Here is a 23,068-nt window from a genome sequence, read left to right on the forward strand (position 1 = left end):
TAAATAATCTTTAGAATAACTAAAACTTAACTTTATAAAATTATTTAGATTATCTAATAAAAGAGTTGGCCATTCAATTAATATTAAAGAATTTTCAGTATCCTCCAAAATACCAAGATTATTAATTTCATTAAATTCTTTTAACCTATACAGATCATAGTGCTTAATATTTATGTCTTCAATTTGATATTCATTGAGAATATTAAAGGTTGGACTAGTTACTTCTGTTAGATCTAAATTATTTTTTTTCTGAAATTCATTTATTAGATATCTTACAAAAGAAGTCTTACCTACTCCCATTTCTCCTATCAAGAATACAATATCTCCATTAACAAATATATTTGCAAACTCTTTTGCAACTTCTGCTGTAATTTTTTCTGAAGAAAGATTTATTTTACCACTGCTAGTATTAGTAGCGATATGCATTTGGTTTAAACGGCCCTTCTACACCAACACTTATATAATCAGCTTGGTCTTTAGAAAGTTTAGTTAATTTAGCTCCAACTTTTTTTAAATGCAGCATTGCAACTTTTTCATCCAAGTGTTTAGGCAAAACGTAAACTTTATTTTCATAATTTTTATGATTATTCCAAAGTTCTATTTGCGCTATTACTTGGTTTGTAAATGATGCGCTCATTACAAAACTAGGATGACCAGTAGCGCAGCCTAAATTAACTAATCTACCTTCCGCTAAAAGGATAATTCTTTTTCTACTTGGTAATTCAATTTCATGAACTTGTGGTTTTACTTCTGTCCACTTATAATTTCTTAATGCCTCAACTTGTATTTCATTATCAAAGTGACCAATATTACATAAAACTGCTCTATCTTTCATTTCTCTCATATGGTCTGCTGTAACTATGTCTTTATTTCCAGTCGCAGTAACCACTATATCCGCTTTACTTATTGCTTCTTCCATTAAAACAACTTCATAACCTTCCATAGCTGCCTGTAATGCACAAATAGGATCTGCCTCTGTAACAAGAACTCTTGCACCACTTTGTCTTAATGATGCAGCACTTCCTTTTCCAACATCGCCAAAGCCTGCGACTATTGCGACTTTTCCGGACATCATAACATCTGTAGCTCTTCTAATTCCATCAACTAAACTTTCTCTACATCCGTAAAGGTTATCAAATTTAGATTTTGTAACAGAGTCATTAACATTAATTGCTGGAACCATAAGAGTTTTATCTTTTTCCATTTTGTTTAATGCTTTTATTCCAGTTGTTGTTTCTTCAGAAACGCCTTTAATATCTTTCAATAAATCTTTGTACTCTTTATGCATCATAGCTGTCAGATCACCACCATCGTCGAGTAACATATTAGGTTTCCAATCTTTTTTTCCTTCGATTGTTTGTTTAATACACCAGATATATTCTTCCTCTGTTTCACCTTTCCATGCATAAACTGGAATTCCAGCTTTTGCGATGGCTGCAGCGGCATGATCTTGTGTTGAAAAAATATTACATGAAGACCATCTTACTTCTGCTCCCAGATCCACTAGAGTTTCTATTAGCACTGCTGTTTGAATAGTCATGTGCAAACAACCTATAATCTTTGCTCCTTTAAGCGGTTGCTTGCCTTTATATTCTTCTCTTAATGCCATTAATCCTGGCATTTCACTTTCGGCTATTTGAATTTCTTTTCTACCAAATTCTGCTTCTGTAATATCTTTTACTTTAAAATCATCCATGGCGTGGCTTCTAACAACAAAATAAAAAATAATCAACAATCATTAGGCTTTTATAAAATTTATTTCTATTGAAGCGCCTTTTTTATCAAGATTATTTGAAGCGGTGATTGTTGCATCGTGTAAATCTACTAAATTTTTAACAATATTTAGTCCTAAACCTGAATGTTTTCCAAATTTGTCAGGTCTATTGCTATAAAATCTTTTAAATATTTTGTTTGTATCTTTTTCCTTAAAACCTCTTCCTTCATCAATCACTTTTATTGAAATGTTATTTTGATTATTTTTGATCAATTCTACAAAAATATTAGTATTGTCATCACTAAAAGAAATAGAGTTATCTAATAAATTTGCAATAATTTGCTCAATTCTATTTTCAATACCATTAATTAAATAATCTTTATGTCCATCATTTTTAAAGGAAATATTTATTCCTCTTTTTGCAGAATAGATATTATTAAAATCGTCAACAACAGATTTTATTATTGGTTCAAGATTAATTTTTTTCATCTTCTCTTTACTTAAGGCAACTTCATCTTTTAGTATTTGCGAGTAATCAGTTATTAATCTTTCAATTCTTTCAACATCATGACTTAAAATATTAACTAGTTTTTCTCTTTGATCTCCATTATCTGTATCTTGTAAAATTTCTGAGGCACTTTTCAAAGACGCTAAAGGATTTCTAATTTCATGAACCAAGTCTGTTGAAAAGTTTTCTGCATTAGAGATTCTTTTTTGAAGTTCTAAAGTCATATCATCCAATGACTTTGACAAAAGTCCTAATTCATCATTTCTTATTTTTAAATTCTCAATATTTGTTTTTTCTTTTCTTTTTGCTTTAATATTTTTTGTATAACTAACAAGATTTTGAATTGGCTTTAAAAAATACCTATTCAAAACAAATGAAAAAATCAAAATTACAACTGCAACTACTATTGCTGTTCGTATGATAAATGTTTCTCTTTCTTGTATTGCAGCTCTAACATCATTAGCGTTTTCTGTAATTGCAACATACCCAACATTTTTGCCATCTTTGTTAATATTCTTAATTGTCGTTAACTTAAATTGTTCATAAGTTTCCTCAGAAAAAGTATATGGTTTTCCAAAATTTCTTGAATCTATGTAAATAAAAAGAACATCCTTCAAAGAAATTGAGTTTTTTTTATTTATATTAATATTTTTTTTTTCAACTATTTCTTTAGTTTTTTCTTCACTTAATACTTCAAATTCAATTATATTTAACCTTTGAGAAAATGCTCTTGGATCTAAATCTAAAGTATCCGTATCTCCTATAAGATTAAGTTCATTATCAAAAAATATTACTCTATCTAGATTTTGAAATAGAAAACGTGTTGATGTTAAAAATTTTTGAATATCCCTTTTATTCAAATTTACATCTAATCTTAAAATATTGTCTATAGTATTATTTATTACGTTAATGTGATTAGCAGACTTTTTTTTTATCAAATTTGGTTGAACATTTTTTAGATAAAATATTGTTAGTATTCCTATTACTAAAAAAAATAAAAAATTGATGAATAAAAATTTTTTTAAAATTGATAAATTTTTTATTACATTATTTAACATTAACCAACATTCCACCTATAGCCACTACCATATCTGGTTTCTATAGCTGAAAATTCTGGATCAACCTTCTTAAACTTTTTCCTAATACGTTTTACATGGCTATCGATTGTTCGATCCTCAATGTCAGTATCTTCTCTATAAGCAATATCCATTAGTTGCGCTCTCTCTTTAATAATTCCTGGTCTTTTAGCTAACTCTTTAACAATCAAAAATTCTGTTGTTGTAAGTTTATCTGGAAGTTGTTTACCATCCCATTCACATTCTAATTGTGAAGGATCCAATTTTAATTTACCATGTGAAATAATACTTTTATTTTCCTCTATTGTAATATTTGAGTCCTTTTTTCTTAATTGAACTCTTATTCTTTCAATAAGAACCTTGATGGAAAAACCACCTGATTTTTTTATAAAATCATCAGCTCCAAGTTTTAATCCTAATAATTCATCAATCTCATCATCTTTTGAAGTTAAAAAGATAACTGGTAAAGAAGTTTTTTTTCTAAGTTTTTTTAAAAGTTCTTCACCATCCATTTTTGGCATTTTAATATCAACCACAGCCAAATCTGGTGGTGTTCTTGTTAATCCTATTAAAGCACTCTCACCATCAATATAGGTTTGGACCTTAAAACCTTCTTTTTCCAAGGCTATACTTAAGCTTGTAAGTATATTTCTATCATCATCTATAAGAGCAATAGTTTGTTTTTGCATATAATCTTTTAAAAATACTAAATTGTTCTAATTTGGGCAAATAACAAAATTAATGTAATACGCCCCAATTATCACCAACATTTACGTCTACAGTTAAAGGTGTTGAAAATGAGTGGAACTCACTTTCTGATACGCTTGACATTTCTTGTCTAATTAACTTGCAAACTTTCTCTATATCTTTCTTGGGTGTTTCGAAAATTAATTCATCATGAATTTGTAAGAGTATTTTACAATCTTTATATTTGGTCTCAGATAATTTCTCATTTAATCTTATCATAGCTAATCTCATTATCTCTGACGCAGATCCTTGGATAGGAGCATTAATTGCAGCTCTCTCTTGAAAATTTCTTACATTATAATTTTTATCATTTATCGCGTTGAAATGAGATCTTCTTCCAAAAATATTATTTACATAACCACTTTTTCTACAAAATTTTATAGTATTATCCATGTAAATTTTTATTTCTGGGAACTTTAAAAAATATGCATTAAGAAATTCTTCAGCTTCATGGTTTGAAACATTAATTTGTTTTGCCAACCCATATTGAGAAATTCCATAAATAATTCCAAAATTTATAGCTTTAGCTTTTCTTCTTTGGTCAGAATTTATCTTTTTGATATCGACATTAAATATCTGACTTGCTGTTAATGAATGAATATCAACATCATTTTTAAAAGCTTTTTTTAACTCTTTTACATCTGCTAAGTCGGCTAAAATTCGCATTTCAACTTGATTATAATCAGCAGAAATTAAAGTTTTGTTTTCATCTGCAATAAAAGCTTTCCTGATGTCCCTTCCATCTTCTGTTTTTATAGGAATATTCTGTAAATTAGGATCACTTGAAGCTAAGCGGCCAGTGGTTGTTGCGGCTAGTAAAAATGAGGTATGAATTCTTTTTGTTTTATTGTTTAAATGTTCAGGCAAAGTATCTGTATAAGTATTTTTTAGTTTTGATATTTGTCTCCAATCAAGAACTAGCTGTGGAAATTCATGTCCTTTAAATGCTAGATCCTCAAGGACTGATGCACTTGTTGCAAAACTACCTTTCTTTGTTTTTTTTAAATTTGCTATTTTCAAATCATTATAAATAATTTCTCCAAGTTGCTTGGGAGAAGCAATATTGAATTCTTTTTTTGAAATTTTAAATATATCTTTTTCTAGCTTAATAATTTTTTTTTCAAATTTTGTAGATAAAGTCTTTAAAAACTTACTATCTATTTTAATTCCTTCAATTTCCATAAAAGCTAAGATCTTGATGAGAGGTTTCTCAAAATTCTCATAAATATTAACTAATTTTTCAACCTTCAAACTCTTATTAAATTTTTTATAAAGTCTGTAAGTAATATCAGCATCTTCAGCTGCGTAATCTTTAGCTTTTTCTATTTCAACCTCACTAAAATTAATTTCTTTTTTTCCAGTTCCTACTATTTCTTTAAATGAAATTGTTTTATGACCCAAATGTAATTCTGAAAGAGTATCCATGTTGTGTCTATTCTTTCCAGCATCTAGAACATATGACATCAACATAGTATCTTCCATTGAATTAAGAACAATTCCTTGATGGTAGAAAATAATAAAATCAAATTTAATGTTTTGACCAATTTTTTTAATACTACTATCTTCCAAAATTGGCTTTAACTTTTTTAAGACATCATCTTTTTTAAAATAACTTTTTAATTTATGACTAATTGGAATATAACTAGCCTTACCAATTTTTGTGCTAATTGATATACCTACTAGTTCAGCTTGATGTGGATCTAATGAATTTGTTTCAGTATCTACCGCAAATTCACCTGCTTCTTCAGCTTCGCCAACAAGTTTATCTATTTCGTCTAATTTTGTAATTAATTTATAATTTTTATTAGATATTGGTTTGTCATCTTTTTTTTGAATTGAATCAAATTTATCGTTTTTAAAACCAGCTTCCCCATAAGCAGATATTGCGGAGCTTAAGAGTCTGTTAAACTCCATTTCTCTCAAAAAAGAGTATAGTTTTTCATTATCAATATCCTGAAGCTTAAATTCCTCTAATTTTTGTTTTACTGGCGCTTTGTTGTCTAGTGTAACTAATTTTTTACTGATTATCGCTTTATCTTTGTTTTCTATTAACGTTTCACGTCTTTTATTTTGTTTTATTTCATGAGCATTTTTTAGTAACTCTTCTAAATTTCCATATTTATTAATTAATTCTGCTGCTGTTTTTACTCCTATTCCAGGTACACCTGGAACGTTATCACTACTATCTCCAGCAAGTGATTGTACATCAATAACTTTACTAGCATCAACACCAAATTTATTTTTTACATCTTCCTCTGATACGAATTTATTTTTCATAGGATCGTAAATTCGAACTCCTTTTTTATAGAGCTGCATTAAATCTTTATCAGAAGATATAATTGTAACTTTTGAACCTTTTTTTAATATTTGTTCTACATAAGTAGCTATTAAATCATCTGCTTCATAGTTGATTAAATCTACAGAAGGAAGATTAAAAGCTAAAACAGATTTTCTGATGTATTCAAATTGAGGAGCTAAATCATCAGGAGCTTCTGATCTATTAGCTTTGTAATCACTGTAAATTTCATTTCTAAATGTTTTTCTAGCAGAGTCAAAAATGACAGCAAAATGAGTGGGCTTTTGTAAGTTTTGATCTGATTTAGAATCTTCAAGCAACTTAAATAACATGCTGCAAAAACCACTTACAGCTCCTGTGGGAAGACCATCACTTTTTCTAGTTAGCGGAGGCAAAGCATAATAGGCTCTAAAAATATATCCAGAACCATCAACTAAATAATAATGTTCTTCAGATTTTTTTTTCATTAAATAATGGTATTAAAGATTCTTTTTAGAATTATTCTATATAATTCTAAATTTTTGGATATTAAAAAAAGTAGATTATTAAATAAAATAACTGTAAGAATAGCTAATGGAACTTGTTAAAAATTTAAATCAATCATCAATTGTAAAAACTTTTTTAATAATAATTCTTGGTTCATTAGCTTTAACTATATCAGCTAAAATCAAAATTCCTTTTTATCCAGTACCAATGACGATGCAAACCTTTGTTGTAATGTTATTGGGTTTATCATTTGGTTACAAAATAGGATTGGCAACAGTCAGTTTATATTTACTCGAAGGTATTGCTGGATTACCAGTTTTTTCCAACTCACCTGAAAAAGGTGTGGGTTTAGTTTACTTTACTGGTCCAACAATGGGATATTTAATTGGTTTCTTGTCGGCAACACTAATTGCTGGAACAATAAGTTCTAATGACAATACAGTAAAGGTAATTTCTAAACTGTTATTATCTGTATCAACAATTTATATTTTAGGTGTTTTGTGGCTAGGCACACTTATAGGATGGGATAAGCCAATACTAGAGTTTGGAGTATATCCATTTTTACTAGCAGAAATATTTAAGCTAGCTTTGTTGGTAATAATTTCAAAAAAAATAATTAATTTAAGAAAGTTTATTTAGGAGATCTTTTTGAAAGAATTCTTTGAAGAGTTCTTCTATGCATTTTTAGCCTTCTAGCTGTCTCAGAAACATTTCTGTTACATAACTCAAATACACGATGAATATGTTCCCACTTTACTCTATCAGCAGACATAGGATTTTCTGGAGGTGCTGCTCTTTTTGATGGATCAGCTAATAAAGCTTTTTCTACGTCTTCAGCATCTGCTGGTTTAGCTAAATAATCTATAGCACCTTCTTTAATTGCAGCTACTGCAGTTGGAATATTTCCATAACCCGTTAACATGATAACTCTACTATCAGAATTAGAGTTTTGAATTTCTTTTACAACATCTAAACCATTTCCATCACCCAGTCTTAAATCAACTACAGCGAATCCTGGTTTTGATGTTTTAACTGTATCAATACCTTTTTGTACACCTTCAGCTTGTACAACCGAAAAACCTTTTTTTTCCATTGCTCTTGCAAGTCTTTCTCTAAAAGGATTATCATCATCAACTAAAAGTAACGATTTATTCTCAAAATCATTGATGTTTTTAAGTACAGCTTGTTCTTTCATAATTAGGATAATATGGTGATTTATTTACAGATTACAACACTTAATTATTTGCTTTACATCAAGTCTATATTGCTCTAATTGCACGTTAAATGTGAAAGTTTTATTAATTTAAAGCTTTTTTTTATTAAATTTTTTTTGGAGGCATATGAAATGCAAAAATTTAAATCAGTTGAAGAGCTTATAAATCAACTGCAGCCTGAACAGCCTGTTTACTGTATCAGGAGAGAATCAATAAAAATTGCTTCAAAATTTTTTATAGATAAATTCCCAGGTAAAATTCTATTTGCAGTCAAAACTAATCCTCACCCTGAGGTTTTAAAAACTATCATTGAGAGTGGAATTGATCAATTTGATGTGGCCTCAATAGATGAAATAAAAAACATTAAAAGTATAGATCAAAATATTAAATGCTCATTTATGCATACAGTTAAGTCTAGAGAAAGCATTGAAAAAGCATATTTTCAATATGGAGTTAAAACTTTTTCTTTAGACACTAAAGACGAATTAATAAAAATTATTGAAAGCACTAAAAACGCAAATGATTTAGAGTTGTTTGTGAGAGTTGCGGTATCAAATGAACATGCTGAAATAGATTTATCGAAAAAATTTGGTGCCATTAGCTCTGAAGCAATTGGTCTTGTTAGGTTGGCCAAACAATATGCTGCTAAGCTAGGAATAAGTTTTCACGTTGGGTCACAATGTATGCATCCAATTTCATACTCTAAGGGAATCTCAGAAATAGGTAATATAATTAAAAAAACTAAAATTCTACCGGACTATATTAATGTAGGTGGTGGGTTTCCAACAATTTATCCTGATTTAATTCCTCAAAGTTTAGATAGTTATTTTGAAGAGATAAAAAAAGGATTAACTAATTTAAAACTTGAAAAATTACCAGAAATTATCTGTGAGCCTGGAAGAGCACTGGTTGCTGAAAGTGGTTCAACAATTGTAAGAATAAACTTAAGAAAGAAACAAAAACTTTACATTAATGATGGAACTTATGGAACATTGTTTGATGCTGGTACTCCAAATATTGTTTATCCATCTAAGATGATTAAAGATCAATCAAATAAAATTATTTCAAAAAAATTAACTGCTTTCGATTTTTATGGTCCTACTTGTGATAGTATGGATTACATGAAAGGACCTTTCCTTTTACCAAATAACATAAAAGAGAATGATTATATTGAATTAGGACAATTAGGTGCTTACGGTTTAACATTTAGAACACAATTCAACGGTTTCTACTCAGATTTAATTTATGAAGTGGAAGATAAACCAATAATGAGCATGTTTGAGAAAAGTGGTAACCAAGGTATATTAGTTGCCTAATGTCAGATAATAAGCCGTTAGGACACAACAGTAAAAAAGATTTCTTAAAAAATCCTGTAGAACATATTGATATTACATCGTTTGATTCTAGAAAAATAATTTCTTCAATGGAAAAGATGTCTTTTGTTTCTAGAGAAACTGCAAATGCCGCTAATATTTATAATGAAATGTTAAAAGATAAAGATTGTACAATTTTTTTAACTCTTGCTGGATCTACATCTGCAGCAGGATGTATGAATATTTATAAAGATTTAGTGAAATATAATATGGTCGATGCAATTGTTGCAACTGGAGCTTCAATCATAGATATGGATTTTTTTGAAGCTTTAGGCTTTAAACATTATCAAGGTTCACAATTTCAAGATGATACAGAACTAAGGAAAAACTACATAGATAGAATTTATGATACATACATTGATGAGGATGAACTTCAGATGTGTGATAAAAAAATATGTGAAATTGCAGACTCTTTAGAACCAAGAAGTTATACATCAAGAGAATTTATTTGGGAAATGGGAAAATACTTAAAAGAAAATTCAATTAAAAAAGATTCATTGATCGAAACTGCATATGACAATAATGTTCCAATTTTTTGTCCTGCATTTACAGACTCTAGTGCTGGCTTTGGTTTAGTTATGCATCAAGAGAATAATCCAAAAAAACATATGACAATAGACTCAATTCGTGAATTTAGAGAACTGACTGAAATAAAAATAAGATCTAAAGGTTCAGGGCTTTTTATGATTGGTGGAGGTGTGCCTAAAAACTTTATTCAAGATACTGTAATTTGTGCTGAGCTACTTGGAAAAGAGGTTGAGATGCATAAATATGCTGTTCAAATAACAGTTGCTGACTCTAGAGATGGAGCATGTAGTAGCTCTACCTTAAAGGAAGCTAGTTCATGGGGCAAAGTAGATGTTACACAAGAACAAATGGTTTTTGCTGAAGCAACTAGCGTTTTACCTTTGATAGCAAGCGATGCTTATCATAAGGGTGAATGGAAAAATAGAGAAAGAAAAAATTTCTCAAAAATATTTAATTAAATTGAAATATCTTTCAAACAAAAAAGGATTTCTTGGAGTTGATAATAAATTCAATTTCAAAGAAAAAGTAGTTATAGTCCCATTTGGACTTGAAAAAACTGTGAGCTATGGTGGTGGCACTAAAAATGGTCCAAAAGAAATTATTAAAGCATCTCATCAAGTTGAGCTTTATGATGAAGAGCTTAATTGTGAGCCCTACAAAAAAATAGGCATCAAAACCTTGGAGACGTTTAAAATTGATAAAAATATAAATAAAGCCTTAAAAAAAATGGCTAATGTTAATAAGGAAATTTTAGATAAAAAACTTTTTCCTATGACCTTTGGCGGTGAGCATTCTATTACTCCTGGGTGTATTGATCCATTTGTTAAAAAATATAAAAATATTTGTTTGTTACATTTTGATGCTCATGCTGATCTTCGAGATAGCTATAATGGAGAAAAATTTTCTCACGCATCAGCTATCAGACGTTGTTTAGATCATAAAAATGTATCTATCATATCATTCGGAATTCGTAATATTTCTGAGAGTGAAATACCTTTTTTGAAAAAAAATAAATCTAGAATAAATATTTTTTGGGCAAAAGATAAGTCAAGATGGGATCTAAAAAAATTTAAGAAATTAATTAAAAACAAAACTGTTTATCTTACATTTGACGTGGATGGTCTAGACTCGAGTATTATGCCTGCTACTGGTACTCCTGAACCAGGTGGTTTACTTTGGGATGAAACTTTAAATATCATAAGAATAGCAGCAAAAAATTCTAATATAGTTGGTGCTGATATTAATGAGTTGGCACCAATAAAAGGTTTTGATTCTTATAATTTTTTGGTAGCTAAATTAGCTTATAAAATATTGTCTTATAAATTTTTCTACTAAACTTTAGCAGGTTTTAGAATATTAAATAATAATCTAAATGGGATTAGCATTACTAACGCTACAAATATTTTTACAGTCAAATCTCCCAAAGCTAAAGTAAACCATGGTATTCCTGTTCCAAAAAATGAAATAGAGAAAAATAGAAAAGTATCTACAACCGAACCAATAATTGATGAAACTAATGGAGCGATAAACCAATTTTTTTTCCTAAATTTATCAAAAATTTGTACATCTAATAATTGAGCAACTATAAATGCTGTTCCAGAACCGATTGCTATTCGAATTGAAATTAAATCACCAAAATTTGTAGAAAAAATTAATGTAAATAAAATTCCTATTGAAAAACCAAAATAAACAATTTTTTTAGCACCATTTTTTCCATAAACTCTATTTGCAAGATCGGTAATTAAAAAAGCAATGGGATAACTGAAAGCACCGTAAGTAAGTATGTTTTCTAAGCCAAATTTATTTACCGGAAATTGAACTAAATAATTTGATATAAGAACAATAACCCCCATAAGAAATGAGAGTAATATAAATGGTCTGTTCATTAAGCTGATTTAGATGATGAGGTAGCTTTTTTTACGTAGGGTGATTTAATTAGAATGCTTTTTTTAAGTTTTTTTAATCTCGGTGATAAGTTTTTATTTTTAACTGTTTTTAGAAATTCATCAAAACTTCCTTTTTTATCGACGGTTCTTACCCCAGCGTTACTCACTGTTATTTTTAAACTTCTTTTTAGTAACTCGCTAGTAAATTTAACTTTTTTTAAATTAGGTAAAAATCTTCTTTTAGTCTTATTGTTAGCGTGACTAACATTCTGACCTTTCATTGGGATTTTGCCAGTTAATTCACATTTTTTAGACATAATATTTACGGCACTATATAAGGGGAGATCTTTCATGCGTCAAGTTTAATACAACGTAAATTATGAATGATTTCCAACAATTTCCGAATAATTTTTAACTCCCTCTTTTATAAGTATTTCTTTTAACTCATTTTTTATTTTACTTACAATATTTGGTCCTTGATAAACCATACCTGTGTAAAGCTGAATATAGTCAGCACCTGAAAGGAATTTTTCAAATGCACTTTTCCCTGAATCAACCCCTCCTACACCGATAATTTTTATTTCACCTTTGAATAATTCATAAAATTTTTTAATTACTATATTTGATTTAACTTCAATTGGTTTTCCAGATAATCCACCTTTTTGATGTTTTTGAATATCATTTAAGTTTTCTCTTGTAGAGTCTGAAGTATTTGAAATTATTGCAGCATTAATTTTATTTTCTAAAAGAATTTGTGAAATTTCGTTTATTTGTTTATCAATGATATCTGGAGAAATTTTGACAACTATTGGTGTCTTAGAATTTAATTCTTTTTTTCTTAAATTAATTTTTTCCAACAACTCCTTTAGTTTAGTTTGATCATGAAAATTTCTTAGATTTTCCGTGTTAGGTGAAGATATATTTATTGTTATGTAATCTGCGTATTCATGGAATGTTTCAAAGTTAATAAGATAATCATTAAGCCTATCTTGGGTATCTTTATTGGGTCCTATATTTATTCCTAGAATCCCTCTTTTTGGATTATTTTCAATTCTACCTAATGCACTCTTTGATCCTTTGTTGTTAAATCCTAGTCTATTTATTAGCGCCTCATCTTCTACAAGTCTAAAAACTCTCGGTTTTGGATTACCATATTGAGGAAGAGGAGTAATTGTGCCAACCTCTACAAAACCAAACCCTAATTTAAATAAAGAATTATAAACCTCAGCATTTTTATCAAATCCAGCAGCCATTCCTATTGGATTGGGTATTTCTTTGTTAAATAATTTTGTAGTAAATAAACTGTCACTTAAATTATTATCAAAAATATCAGGAACAATGTTTAGTTTTAAACTTTTGATTGCTAAATTATGGGCTGTTTCTGGATCTAATTTGAATAGTAAAGATCTAAAATTTGAAAACATTATTCTAACTTACTTTTTATAAGTTCTTTAGTTTCATTTACACCAAAAAAACTTATAAAAAATCCCATTCTTGGTCCATTTTCATCTCCAAATACAACTTCATAAATTAGTTTGAACCAATCTCTTAAATTTTCAGCATAACCGTTTTCTTTTCCAGCAGTATAAATTTCTGTTTGAATATCTTCCGGTTTCATACTGTCATCACATTTCTCAAGTTTTTCAATTAAAGCTCTCAAAGCAATTAATTCTTTTTCATCAGGTTTTTTATATTTTTTTTGTGATTTAATTACATCGTTAAAATATTTAATTGCATAACTTACAAGTTTGTCAAATATAGGATGATTTTTTTCATCTATATCTTTTTTGTATTTTTTTACAAACTTCCACAACAATTCTTTAGAGTCTGCATTACTTGTCTCTACTAAGTTTAATAACATTGAAAATGACATAATCATATTTTCTTTTGGTATCTTTCCATTATGAACATGCCAAACGGGATTCATTAAAGTTTGTAGCTCGTTTTGAGTCTTTGCTTTTTCAATAAAATCTAAATACTCATCAACTGCTTTTGGAACAATTTCTTTATAAAGTTTTTTAGCTCTTTTTGGATTTTGATACATATACAATGAAAGACTTTCTGGTGATGCGTAATCTAACCATTGTTCAATGGTAATTCCATTTCCCTTAGATTTTGAAATTTTTTCACCTTTTTCATCTAAAAATAATTCATATGCAAAACCTGAAGGATTTTTTTTACCCAAAAGTTTGATTATTTTTGTAGATAAAATAGCACTCTCAATTAAATCTTTACCATACATCTCAAAGTCAATATCTAGAGCATACCACCTCATTGCCCAATCTACTTTCCATTGAAGCTTACAAGCACCATCTAATATTGATGTTTCAAGTTTTTCACCATTATTATCAAAAATGATCGTAGAATTTTTATTATCAAACTCTAATACAGGTATTTCTAAAACTTTTCCTGTTTTAGGGCAGATAGGTAAAAAAGGACTATATGTTTTTTGTCTCTCTTTACCAAGAGTTGGTAAAATAATATTCATAATACCATCGTAATTTTCAAGAATAAGTTTCAAAGTATTATTGAAATGGCCTGACTTATAAAGTGACGTAGAACTTTTAAAAGAATAATTGAATTTAAAGCTATCCAAAAATGTTTTGAGTTTTTCGTTATTATGTTCCCCAAAACTTTGAAACTTTTCAAAAGGATCTGGCACTTGTGTTAATGGCTTATTCAAATTTTCTTTTAATAAATTTTGGTTTGGAACATTTTCTGGAACTTTTCTTAGACCATCCATATCATCAGAGAAGGTGATAATCTCTGTTGGTAAATCTGTTAATTGTTTTAAAGCATTTACCATCATTGAAGTTCTTGCAACTTCTCCAAAAGTTCCAATATGAGGAAGTCCACTAGGACCATATCCAGTTTGAAGAGTTATTTTGCCTTTTTTTTCTATTAATGCCTTTCGTTCTCTAAGCATTTTTTTTGCCTCAACAATTGGCCATGCATTTGTTTTATCTAAATTTTCTTTATTAATCATTGAATTCTCTAATTAATACTATTTAAGAAGTAATTACCATTTCTTATAGAGTTGAAATTTATTTACCATAAAATATGATTCTTTCAAAATGAGTAATTATAAAACTGTTTTTTTTACTTTAGGAATTTTACAAATAATACTGGGTATATCGATGATCATACCTGTTTTTGTACAAATTTTATTTTCAGAACTAGATTCTTCATTTATTGGCGCATCAATAGTAACAATTATCTTTGGTTCTCTATTTTTTTTATCAAATTTAGATCATGATAAAAAATTAAATCTTCAACAAGCTTTTTTACTTACTGCTTTATCTTGGTTAAGCATTGCAGTGTTTGGTTCGATACCCTTTTTACTTTCTTCAATGAATCTATCAATAACAGACTCTTTTTTTGAAAGTATGTCAGGAATTACTACAACTGGTTCAACAATCATTTCAAATTTAGAAATAGCTCCTAGAAGTATTTTATTTTGGCGAGCAATTTTACAATGGCTTGGTGGAATTGGTATAATTGTTATGGCAATTACTTTAATGCCAATTATGAATGTTGGAGGTATGCAGCTTTTTAGAATATCTAGTAACGACTCTTCTGAGAAAATTTTACCAAAATCAAAAGAAATAGCTTTAAGGTTAATCTATATATATTCAATTTTAACAATTTTATGTGCAATATTTTATAAATTATTCGGTATGAGTTATTTTGATAGTTTAACTCACTCAATGACCACTATCGCTACAGGAGGTTTTTCAAATTATAATGAATCAATTGGGTATTTTAATAATGTATATATCGAGATTGTATCTATGATATTTATTATTTTAGGAAGCTTACCATTTATTGCATATATTAGGTTTCTTAATGGAGATCGTCAAATTTTTAAATCAGATAGTCAAATTATTACCTTTTTGAAAATTATTTTATTTTCAATTATTATTCTTGGTCTGTATTTAAGTTTTACTGAAATTGATAAATTTAACTTAAGATCAATTTTCTTTAATGTAATCTCAATTATTTCAGGCACAGGATATGTAAATGATCAATTTGATAATTGGGGAAGCTTTACAATTGTTCTTTTTTTAAGTTTAATGTTTATTGGAGGATGTGCAGGATCAACTACTTGTGGAGTAAAAGTTTTTAGATTTCAAATTTTATATCTTTTTATAGTAAATCAATTAAAAAAAATGATTTACCCTAAAGGAATTTTTGTAATAAAATATGCTCAAAATTCAATTAATGAGAAATTTATTGCATCAATAATTTCATTCATTTTTTTTTATTTTATAATTTTCTTTGGACTATCTGCATTATTATCTTTATCAGGCTTAGATTTCATAACATCAATTTCAGGTGCAGCAACATCTATCTCTAATGTTGGGCCTGGTTTAGGTTCAACTATCGGCCCTAATGGAAACTTTTCAACCCTGCCAGATGTATCCAAATGGATACTTACTGTTGGTATGATTTTAGGAAGGTTGGAATTATTTGCTATTTTGGTATTATTTGTACCAGCGTTTTGGAGAAACTAAAATGATTAAATTAAAGAAACAATCTTTATCAGAAACATTCTCAATTTATTTTGATATAAGAATGTTAAAAATTTTATTACTTGGTGCTATTTCAGGTTTTCCATGGGTATTGATTGGAAGTAGCTTAAGCTTGTGGTTAAAGGAAGATGGACTTAGCAGATCTACAATAGGATGGGCAGGACTTATTTTTGGTGTTTATGCATTTAATTACTTATGGGCACCTTTAGTAGACAGAATTAAAATTCCTTTTTTAACAAATAGAATCGGTCATAGAAGAGGATGGATAGTATTGATGCAAATTTTAATTTTAATTTCATTAATACTTTGGAGTTTGTTAAATCCTACAGAAAACTTAGCAATAGTAATTTCAGTTGGGTTATTAATTGCAATAGCATCTGCAACTCAAGATATAACTGTTGATGCTTTAAGAATTGAACAAATTGGAGAAAATGAAGGTAAATCCATGGCTGCTGGAGCTGCAATGGCAGTTGTTGGTTGGTGGAGTGGATATAAACTTGGAGGCGTAATTTCTTTATTTTCAGCTGAGCTTCTTCAAAATTTAGGTTTTGAAAATTACTGGCAATTAACATTTCTTATTTTGGGTATATTAATTATTTTAATGAACATTGGATTAATGTTTGTTCATGAAGAAAAAAGTAATGTGAGAGAGATTAATCAAAAAACTAATGACGAATTTATTTCAAAGAAACTTGGGAATAAAAATATAATTAACAGTTTTTTAACATGGATTGGTGGAACCATTGGTGGCCCAATTATAAGTTTCTTCCAAAAAAATGGATTTAATATAGCAATTGGTATTCTTGGTTTTGTTTTTTTATTTAAAGTTGGTGAAGCTTTTTTAGGAAGAATGTCTATAGTATTTTATAAAGAAATAGGTTTTAGTAAGTCAGATATAGCTATTTATTCTAAAACTCTAGGTTGGATAACAACTGTAATCTTTACATTGTTAGGTGGTTTATTTGTGATTAGATCAGGAGTTTTAAAAGCAATGTTTTTTGCTGGAATATTAATGGCTAGTACAAACTTGTTATTTACTGTTCTGGCTTGGAGTGGAAAATCAGAACTAATTTTTGCAATAGCAGTTATTTTTGATGATATAGCAGCTGCATTTGCGACTGTAGCTTTTGTTGCTTTTATTTCTTTATTAGTGGATAGAACATATACAGCCACTCAATACGCTTTATTAGCATCTATTGGAACTGCGGGTAGAACTACTCTTGCTTCATCTTCAGGTGCTTTGGTAGATTGGCTTCAAGGAGATTGGGGTGTATTCTTTATAATCACTGCATTAATGGTTATACCTTCATTAATTATTCTATTGTACATAAGAAATAAACTTAACTTAAGTGAAAAATAAGCTCTATTTTAATAGGTCCCTATCTAATTTACATTTAAAACCTTCGAGTAAATCTGAAGTAACATCTCAAATTATTTATGGTGAAAAATTTACTATATTAAAAAAAAATAGAGAATGGATAAAAATTAAATTAAATTTTGACAACTATATTGGATATATAAAAAGTAGAAAATTTGAAAATGCTTTTGAAGCTGAATATAAAATTAAAAATTTAAAAACTAGAATTTTTTTTCTTAAAAAAAATAAATTTGAACGATCTAATCAATATCTTTACTTTGGTTCAAAAATAAGAATTTTAAATAAAAAAAATAACTTTTATGAATTTGAGAAAAATAAATGGATAAATAAAATTTCAATAATTAAGGATCAAAAGATTGATAAAAATTATATTAAAATATTTAAACTATTCTTTAATACTAAATATTTATGGGGTGGAAAAACTGCAATCGGTATTGACTGTTCGGCATTAATTCAAATGTTTTTCTTTCATAATAATAAGTTTTTTCCAAGGGATACAAAAGATCAAATTAAATATTCTAAAGCTAAAATTAGAAAAAAATTTGAAAAAGGAGATATTATCTTCTGGAAAGGACATGTTGCTATTTGCATTAATAGTAAAGAATTAATTCATGCATATGGTCCAAGAAAAAAAGTTCTTACAATGCCTATTAAAGAAACAATTGATTTAATTGAAAAAACGGCAAAATTAAAAGTCAAAAAAATTTGTAATATTAAACAATTTTAATTTCTTCCAAAATCTGGTTTACTTGTATCTTGTTTTAATTGAATAATTTTTGATCTAACTTTTTTTGAGTTAATTAATTTATTAATAAGTCGCTTTTCTTTTTTTTTCATAATATCAGACTTAAAATCAAGCAAATTCTTAATAAATAAATCAATTGCACGAGAAATATTATTTCTATTATTAAAGAAGATATCTCTCCACATAATTTCATTCGAAGCAGCAATTCTAGAAAAATCTCTTAAACCTCCTGCGCTATATTTAATTAAATCAAATTTTTGTTTTTTTTCAAAATCTTGAGCTGATTTTACAAGATTATAAGCAACCAGGTGAGGAAGATGACTTGTAATAGAAAAGATTTTATCATGTTTTTCTGAATTCATTATAACTACTTTTGATCCAATTTTTGTCCAAAACCTTTTTAACTTATTTAATTGTTTTATTTTTGTATCTTTCTCTTTAATTAAAACACACCACTTATTATTAAACATGGAATCTAAACCATTGCTAGGTCCACTTACTTCAGATCCTGCAATTGGATGTCCTGATACCCAGTTTGTTTTTTTTGTCAAAAATTTTTTAATAATTTTTTGACTTTCAATTTTTGAAGATCCAACATCTGTAACTAGATTCTCTAAACTCAAATTTCTATTCAGTCTGTGAATAATATTTTTATACTCACTCATTGGTGTACATAAAATGATCAAATCACATTTAGAAACTGTTTGATCAAACTTTCTAATAATTTTACAGGGTAATTTTAATTTTTTAATTTGTGATAGATATTTTTTTGACTTTTCAAATACATATATATTTTTAGCAATTTTCTTTTTATGAATTTTTCTAACTAAAGATGATCCTAAAAGTCCACAGCCTATTACAAGAATATTTTGCATTAATTAAAAATACTTTCTGTCGCTCTCATAAATTTAGAATTTTCTTTTACAGAACCAATTGTTAATCTCAATCTGTTTTTTATTTTATACCCAGTAAAAGTATTTCTCAAAATTATTCCTTTTGACTGTAGTTTTCTATAAAATCTTTCAGCTGTAATAAAACAATTATCAAAATCTAGAAGTAAGAAATTGGCAGTCACCTCATTTGTATAAATATTAAACTTTGATAAAAAATTTTTTATTTTTTTTGCTTCAGAAATATTATGCTTTATTGATTTATTAATAAAATTTTTATCTTTTAAAGCTGCTTCCGCAGCAAGTTGGGCCATCAAATTAACATTAAACGGTGGTTTAATTTTATTTAATTCCTTTATAATTTTTTTGGAACCATATCCCCACCCCACTCTTAATGATGCTAACCCATAAATTTTAGAAAATGTTCTTAAAATAAAAACATTTTCCTTTGATTTAAACAAATCCAAGCCAGACTTATAGTCTTTGTTTTTCATATACTCATAATAAGCATCATCAACAACAAGAAGAATATTTTTTCTTAATTGATCTCTTAATAATTTTAATTCTTTATAATCTAGATATGTACCTGTCGGGTTATTCGGATTAGCAATGAAAACTATTTTTGTTTTTTTTGTTACTTTTCTTAATATTTCTTTTACTGAAATTTTGTAATTAACTTCTTCAGAAAAAATTACTTTAGCGCCAACAATATTTACGTAAATTCTATACATAAGAAAACTATATCTTGGTACTATTACTTCATCATTAGGATTTAAAAATAACTGGCAAAGCATTTGAATTATCTCATCTGAACCTGCACCACAAATTACTTTATTTTCATCACATGCAAATATTTTTGAAATAGTTTTTCTTAGAGCTTTTGATTGTGGATCTGGATATCGATATAATTTTGAATCTTTTGATTTAATTACATTTTGTGCTTTTGGACTTACTCCTAGAGCTGACTCGTTTGCTGAAAGTTTAATGATATCTTTAAGATTTCTAATTTTGGATTTTCCAGGTTTATATACATCCAGATTCAATTTTTTAAATTTGGGAACACTCATTATTTATAATTATATGTATATTTATTTAAAAATCATACCTACATAAGCTGTTTTTTTAAAAATTGACATAATAATTATCTTCTAGTACAAAATCTTTGCGCTGATTTACCTGAATTGCGAGCGCTTTAAAAAAACCGCTAAAAAAGTTTTTTTCTCACAATTCGTAATCGGCATTAATTTATGATTAATAAAAAAGATATAAAAACGCTGATTGTCAAAAAATCATTAACTTTAGATTGTGGAAGAGTAATTAATGACTTTCCAATAGCTTATGAAACTTATGGAAAACTTAATGAAAGAAAAGATAATGCAATTTTAATATTTCATGCTTTGACTGGTGATCAATATGTTTCTGGTAAAAATCCTGTAACAGACAAAGATGGATGGTGGACTTATGCTGTTGGATCAGGAAAAGCAATTAACACTGATAAATATTTTATCATTTGTGCAAATGTAATAGGTGGATGTATGGGTTCATTTGGACCTAGTCACATTGATCCTGAAACTAACAAAGTTTTTGGAATTAAATTCCCAGTAATTACAATTAATGATATGGTAAATGCACAAGTAAACTTGCTTGATCATTTTAAGATTAATCAATTATTTTCTGTGATTGGTGGATCTATGGGTGGAATGCAGGTTCTCCAATTTGTAAGTAATTTTCCAGATAAAGCCAAAACAGCAATACCAATTGCAAGCACATCTAGTCATTCTGCTCAAAATATTGCTTTTAACGAACTTGGGAGACAATCAATTATGGCAGACTCTGATTGGAAAGAGGGAAATTATCAAAATCAAAACTTAAATCCAGGTAAAGGCTTATCTGTTGCTAGAATGGCAGCACATATTACTTATCTATCAAAAAAAGGTTTGGAGAATAAATTTGGAAGAAAACTTCAAGAAAGAGACGATTTAAAATTTGGGTTTGATGCTGACTTTCAAATTGAAAGTTATTTAAGACATCAAGGGAGTGTATTTGTTGATAGGTTTGACGCTAATAGCTATTTATACATTACAAGGGCGATGGATTATTTTGACTTGCCCAGAAAATTTGGTGGTAATTTATCAAAAGCTTTTGAAAAAACTAAAACAAAGTTTTTTATCATTTCTTTCACATCAGATTGGTTGTACCCAACACAAGAAAATAAAGATATTGTAATTGCACTAAATTCTATTGGAGCAGATGTTGGATTTGCTGAAATTGAGTCAGATAAAGGACACGATTCTTTTTTATTGGATGTACCAGATTTTTTAAATGTACTTAAAAACTTTGTTGATAAATCTTACGAGGAGTTATTAAAATGAAATATGAATTTCAGATCATAACTCAATTAATTAATAAACAAAGTCGAGTTTTGGATGTTGGCTGTGGAGATGGTGGCCTTATGCAATATTTAAAAGAAAATAAAAATGTTGATATACGAGGGCTTGAAATCTCAAAAGCTAATGTAAGAAAATGTATTTCAAAAGGTCTTATAACTATTGAGGGTGATGCCGAGAAAGATTTAATTCAATTTCCTAATAAATCTTTTGATTACGTTATACTAAGTCAAACTTTGCAGGCTTTTCTAAATCCTCAACTTGTGATTAATGAACTTTTAAGAGTTGGAAAACAAGCAATAGTTACAATTCCTAATTTTGGTTTTTGGAAAATTAGATTACATTTACTTTTGAAAGGAACAATGCCTGTTACAAAAACTCTTCCTGATGAATGGTATAACACTCCAAATTTACATATGTGTACAATAAAAGATTTTGTCGAATTTTGTAAAAAAAATAAATTTAAATTAAATAAATCTTTAGCTTTAAATGAAAATAAATTTTCAAACATAAAAGTTTCAAACTTAAATATTAAAAACCTAACATCAAATCTTGGTATATTTGTTTTGGAAAAATAAAATGAAAGTTCATATTATTCCATGCCTAAAAGATAATTATAGCTATATCATTCATGATGAAGCTAATGATTATGCTTGTGTTGTAGATCCTAGTGAAGCAAATCCGATTATTGATTTTATAAAGAAAAAAAATATTCAATTAAAATATATATTAAATACTCACCATCATTATGATCATGTTGGAGGCAATGAATTAATAAAAAAAGAATTTGATGCCAAAGTAATTGGTTTTAATAATGACAAAGAAAGAATACCTTTCATTGATATAACACTAGAAGACCAAGAAATCTGGTCTTCAGATAATTTTACAGCTAAAGTTTTTCATATCCCTGGTCATACTTCTGGTCATATTTGTTTTCATTTTTATAAAGATAATTTTCTTTTTACTGGTGATACTCTTTTTTCATTAGGCTGTGGTCGAATTTTCGAGGGTACGTCTGAACAAATGTTTAATTCTTTAAAGATAATTAAAAGTTTTCCTGAAGAAACATTAATATATTGTGGGCATGAATATACTTTGAAAAACGCTGAATTTTGTTTGCAAAACGATCCTAGCAATAGTGAATTAATCAAAAAAATTAGCAAAATTAATACATTGGTAAAAAAAGGAGAACCTACGATTCCAAGTTCTTTGAAAGAAGAAATTACATGTAATATATTCTTAAAGGCAAAAGATGTAAAAATGTTCTCAAAATTGAGAGATTTAAAGGATAATTTTTAACTTATTCAG

22 protein-coding genes are annotated in these 23,068 nt (G+C 28.0%); 10 read left to right on the forward strand and 12 right to left on the reverse strand.

Annotated elements, in window-relative coordinates; all coding sequences use genetic code 11:
- From tsaE to polA, 5 genes are all read right to left on the reverse strand, one after another.
- Positions 1-426 (reverse strand): tRNA (adenosine(37)-N6)-threonylcarbamoyltransferase complex ATPase subunit type 1 TsaE (gene tsaE, locus ACTT90_RS01865; RefSeq protein WP_440937172.1); only part of this gene is annotated, 426 nt, incomplete at its 3' end.
- Positions 410-1,696, reverse strand: a complete 1,287-nt coding sequence (ahcY, locus tag ACTT90_RS01870; RefSeq protein ID WP_440937173.1) for an adenosylhomocysteinase — start codon at positions 1,694-1,696, stop codon at positions 410-412. The genes ahcY and tsaE, both read right to left, overlap by 17 nt.
- Positions 1,697-1,738: 42 nt before the next feature.
- Positions 1,739-3,280 (reverse strand): ATP-binding protein, encoded by a 1,542-nt coding sequence (locus ACTT90_RS01875; RefSeq protein WP_440937174.1) that lies wholly within the window; start codon positions 3,278-3,280, stop codon positions 1,739-1,741.
- The gene (locus ACTT90_RS01880; protein ID WP_440937175.1) at positions 3,280-3,987 is read right to left on the reverse strand and encodes a response regulator transcription factor; all 708 of its coding nucleotides are present in this window, start codon (positions 3,985-3,987) and stop codon (positions 3,280-3,282) included. Before ACTT90_RS01880 ends, ACTT90_RS01875 begins: the two co-directional genes overlap by 1 nt.
- Positions 3,988-4,036: 49 nt before the next feature.
- Positions 4,037-6,808, reverse strand: coding sequence for a DNA polymerase I (gene polA, locus ACTT90_RS01885; RefSeq protein WP_440937176.1), 2,772 nt, complete (start codon positions 6,806-6,808; stop codon positions 4,037-4,039).
- Between the two features lie 106 nt (positions 6,809-6,914).
- Here polA and ACTT90_RS01890 point away from each other — a divergent pair, with 106 nt between their 5' ends.
- Positions 6,915-7,466 (forward strand): biotin transporter BioY, encoded by a 552-nt coding sequence (locus ACTT90_RS01890; protein ID WP_440937177.1) that lies wholly within the window; start codon positions 6,915-6,917, stop codon positions 7,464-7,466.
- Here the strand turns inward: ACTT90_RS01890 and ACTT90_RS01895 are convergent.
- A complete protein-coding gene (locus ACTT90_RS01895; RefSeq protein WP_440937178.1) occupies positions 7,459-8,022 on the reverse strand; it encodes an ActR/PrrA/RegA family redox response regulator transcription factor in 564 nt (187 codons plus the stop codon). The genes ACTT90_RS01890 and ACTT90_RS01895 overlap by 8 nt on opposite strands.
- A gap of 150 nt (positions 8,023-8,172) precedes the next feature.
- On the opposite strand from ACTT90_RS01895, the gene ACTT90_RS01900 reads away from it, so the two are divergent.
- The 3 genes from ACTT90_RS01900 to speB are packed head-to-tail and all read left to right on the forward strand — an operon-like array spanning position 8,173 to position 11,277.
- Positions 8,173-9,357 (forward strand): type III PLP-dependent enzyme, encoded by a 1,185-nt coding sequence (locus tag ACTT90_RS01900; protein WP_440937179.1) that lies wholly within the window; start codon positions 8,173-8,175, stop codon positions 9,355-9,357.
- Positions 9,357-10,400 (forward strand): 1,9-bis(guanidino)-5-aza-nonane synthase, encoded by a 1,044-nt coding sequence (locus ACTT90_RS01905; RefSeq protein ID WP_440937180.1) that lies wholly within the window; start codon positions 9,357-9,359, stop codon positions 10,398-10,400. Before ACTT90_RS01900 ends, ACTT90_RS01905 begins: the two co-directional genes overlap by 1 nt.
- Position 10,401: 1 nt before the next feature.
- Complete coding sequence (gene speB / locus ACTT90_RS01910) at positions 10,402-11,277, forward strand: agmatinase (protein ID WP_440937300.1); 876 nt, start codon at positions 10,402-10,404, stop codon at positions 11,275-11,277.
- On the opposite strand, the gene ACTT90_RS01915 is transcribed toward speB, so the two are convergent.
- From ACTT90_RS01915 to ACTT90_RS01930, 4 genes are read right to left on the reverse strand one after another with little or no spacing between them, the layout of a single operon-like run.
- On the reverse strand, positions 11,274-11,828 hold the full coding sequence (locus ACTT90_RS01915) for a queuosine precursor transporter (protein WP_440937181.1): 555 nt from the start codon (positions 11,826-11,828) through the stop codon (positions 11,274-11,276). The two genes, speB and ACTT90_RS01915, sit on opposite strands and share 4 nt — an antisense overlap.
- Complete coding sequence (rpmB, locus tag ACTT90_RS01920) at positions 11,828-12,145, reverse strand: 50S ribosomal protein L28 (protein ID WP_440937182.1); 318 nt, start codon at positions 12,143-12,145, stop codon at positions 11,828-11,830. The genes ACTT90_RS01915 and rpmB overlap by 1 nt, the downstream gene beginning before the upstream one ends.
- A 60-nt stretch (positions 12,146-12,205) precedes the next feature.
- A complete protein-coding gene (locus ACTT90_RS01925) occupies positions 12,206-13,252 on the reverse strand; it encodes a quinone-dependent dihydroorotate dehydrogenase (protein WP_440937183.1) in 1,047 nt (348 codons plus the stop codon).
- A complete protein-coding gene (locus ACTT90_RS01930; protein ID WP_440937184.1) occupies positions 13,252-14,814 on the reverse strand; it encodes a lysine--tRNA ligase in 1,563 nt (520 codons plus the stop codon). Before ACTT90_RS01930 ends, ACTT90_RS01925 begins: the two co-directional genes overlap by 1 nt.
- Positions 14,815-14,902: 88 nt before the next feature.
- On the opposite strand from ACTT90_RS01930, the gene ACTT90_RS01935 reads away from it, so the two are divergent.
- Genes ACTT90_RS01935 through ACTT90_RS01945 form a run of 3 tightly spaced genes read left to right on the forward strand, consistent with a single transcriptional unit; the run spans position 14,903 to position 18,465 of the window.
- Positions 14,903-16,342, forward strand: a complete 1,440-nt coding sequence (locus ACTT90_RS01935; RefSeq protein ID WP_440937185.1) for a TrkH family potassium uptake protein — start codon at positions 14,903-14,905, stop codon at positions 16,340-16,342.
- Between the two features lies 1 nt (position 16,343).
- Positions 16,344-17,720 carry an AmpG family muropeptide MFS transporter gene (locus ACTT90_RS01940; protein WP_440937186.1) on the forward strand — a complete coding sequence of 459 codons (1,377 nt, stop codon included), beginning with the start codon at positions 16,344-16,346 and terminating at the stop codon, positions 17,718-17,720.
- The gene (locus ACTT90_RS01945) at positions 17,710-18,465 is read left to right on the forward strand and encodes a C40 family peptidase (RefSeq protein WP_440937187.1); all 756 of its coding nucleotides are present in this window, start codon (positions 17,710-17,712) and stop codon (positions 18,463-18,465) included. Before ACTT90_RS01940 ends, ACTT90_RS01945 begins: the two co-directional genes overlap by 11 nt.
- Here the strand turns inward: ACTT90_RS01945 and ACTT90_RS01950 are convergent.
- The gene (locus tag ACTT90_RS01950; protein WP_440937188.1) at positions 18,462-19,358 is read right to left on the reverse strand and encodes a prephenate dehydrogenase; all 897 of its coding nucleotides are present in this window, start codon (positions 19,356-19,358) and stop codon (positions 18,462-18,464) included. The two genes, ACTT90_RS01945 and ACTT90_RS01950, sit on opposite strands and share 4 nt — an antisense overlap.
- A complete protein-coding gene (gene hisC, locus ACTT90_RS01955) occupies positions 19,358-20,440 on the reverse strand; it encodes a histidinol-phosphate transaminase (RefSeq protein WP_440937189.1) in 1,083 nt (360 codons plus the stop codon). Before hisC ends, ACTT90_RS01950 begins: the two co-directional genes overlap by 1 nt.
- Before the next feature lie 180 nt (positions 20,441-20,620).
- Here hisC and metX point away from each other — a divergent pair, with 180 nt between their 5' ends.
- From metX to gloB, 3 genes are read left to right on the forward strand one after another with little or no spacing between them, the layout of a single operon-like run.
- Entirely contained in the window at positions 20,621-21,745 is a 1,125-nt protein-coding gene (gene metX, locus ACTT90_RS01960) for a homoserine O-acetyltransferase MetX (RefSeq protein ID WP_440937190.1), read from the forward strand.
- Positions 21,742-22,338 (forward strand): methionine biosynthesis protein MetW, encoded by a 597-nt coding sequence (gene metW / locus ACTT90_RS01965; protein ID WP_440937191.1) that lies wholly within the window; start codon positions 21,742-21,744, stop codon positions 22,336-22,338. Before metX ends, metW begins: the two co-directional genes overlap by 4 nt.
- 1 nt (position 22,339) lies before the next feature.
- On the forward strand, positions 22,340-23,059 hold the full coding sequence (gloB, locus tag ACTT90_RS01970; protein WP_440937192.1) for a hydroxyacylglutathione hydrolase: 720 nt from the start codon (positions 22,340-22,342) through the stop codon (positions 23,057-23,059).
- Positions 23,060-23,068: the final 9 nt, after the last annotated feature.

The organism is Candidatus Pelagibacter sp., assembly GCF_052049935.1.
In the GTDB taxonomy this organism is placed as follows: domain Bacteria; phylum Pseudomonadota; class Alphaproteobacteria; order Pelagibacterales; family Pelagibacteraceae; genus Pelagibacter.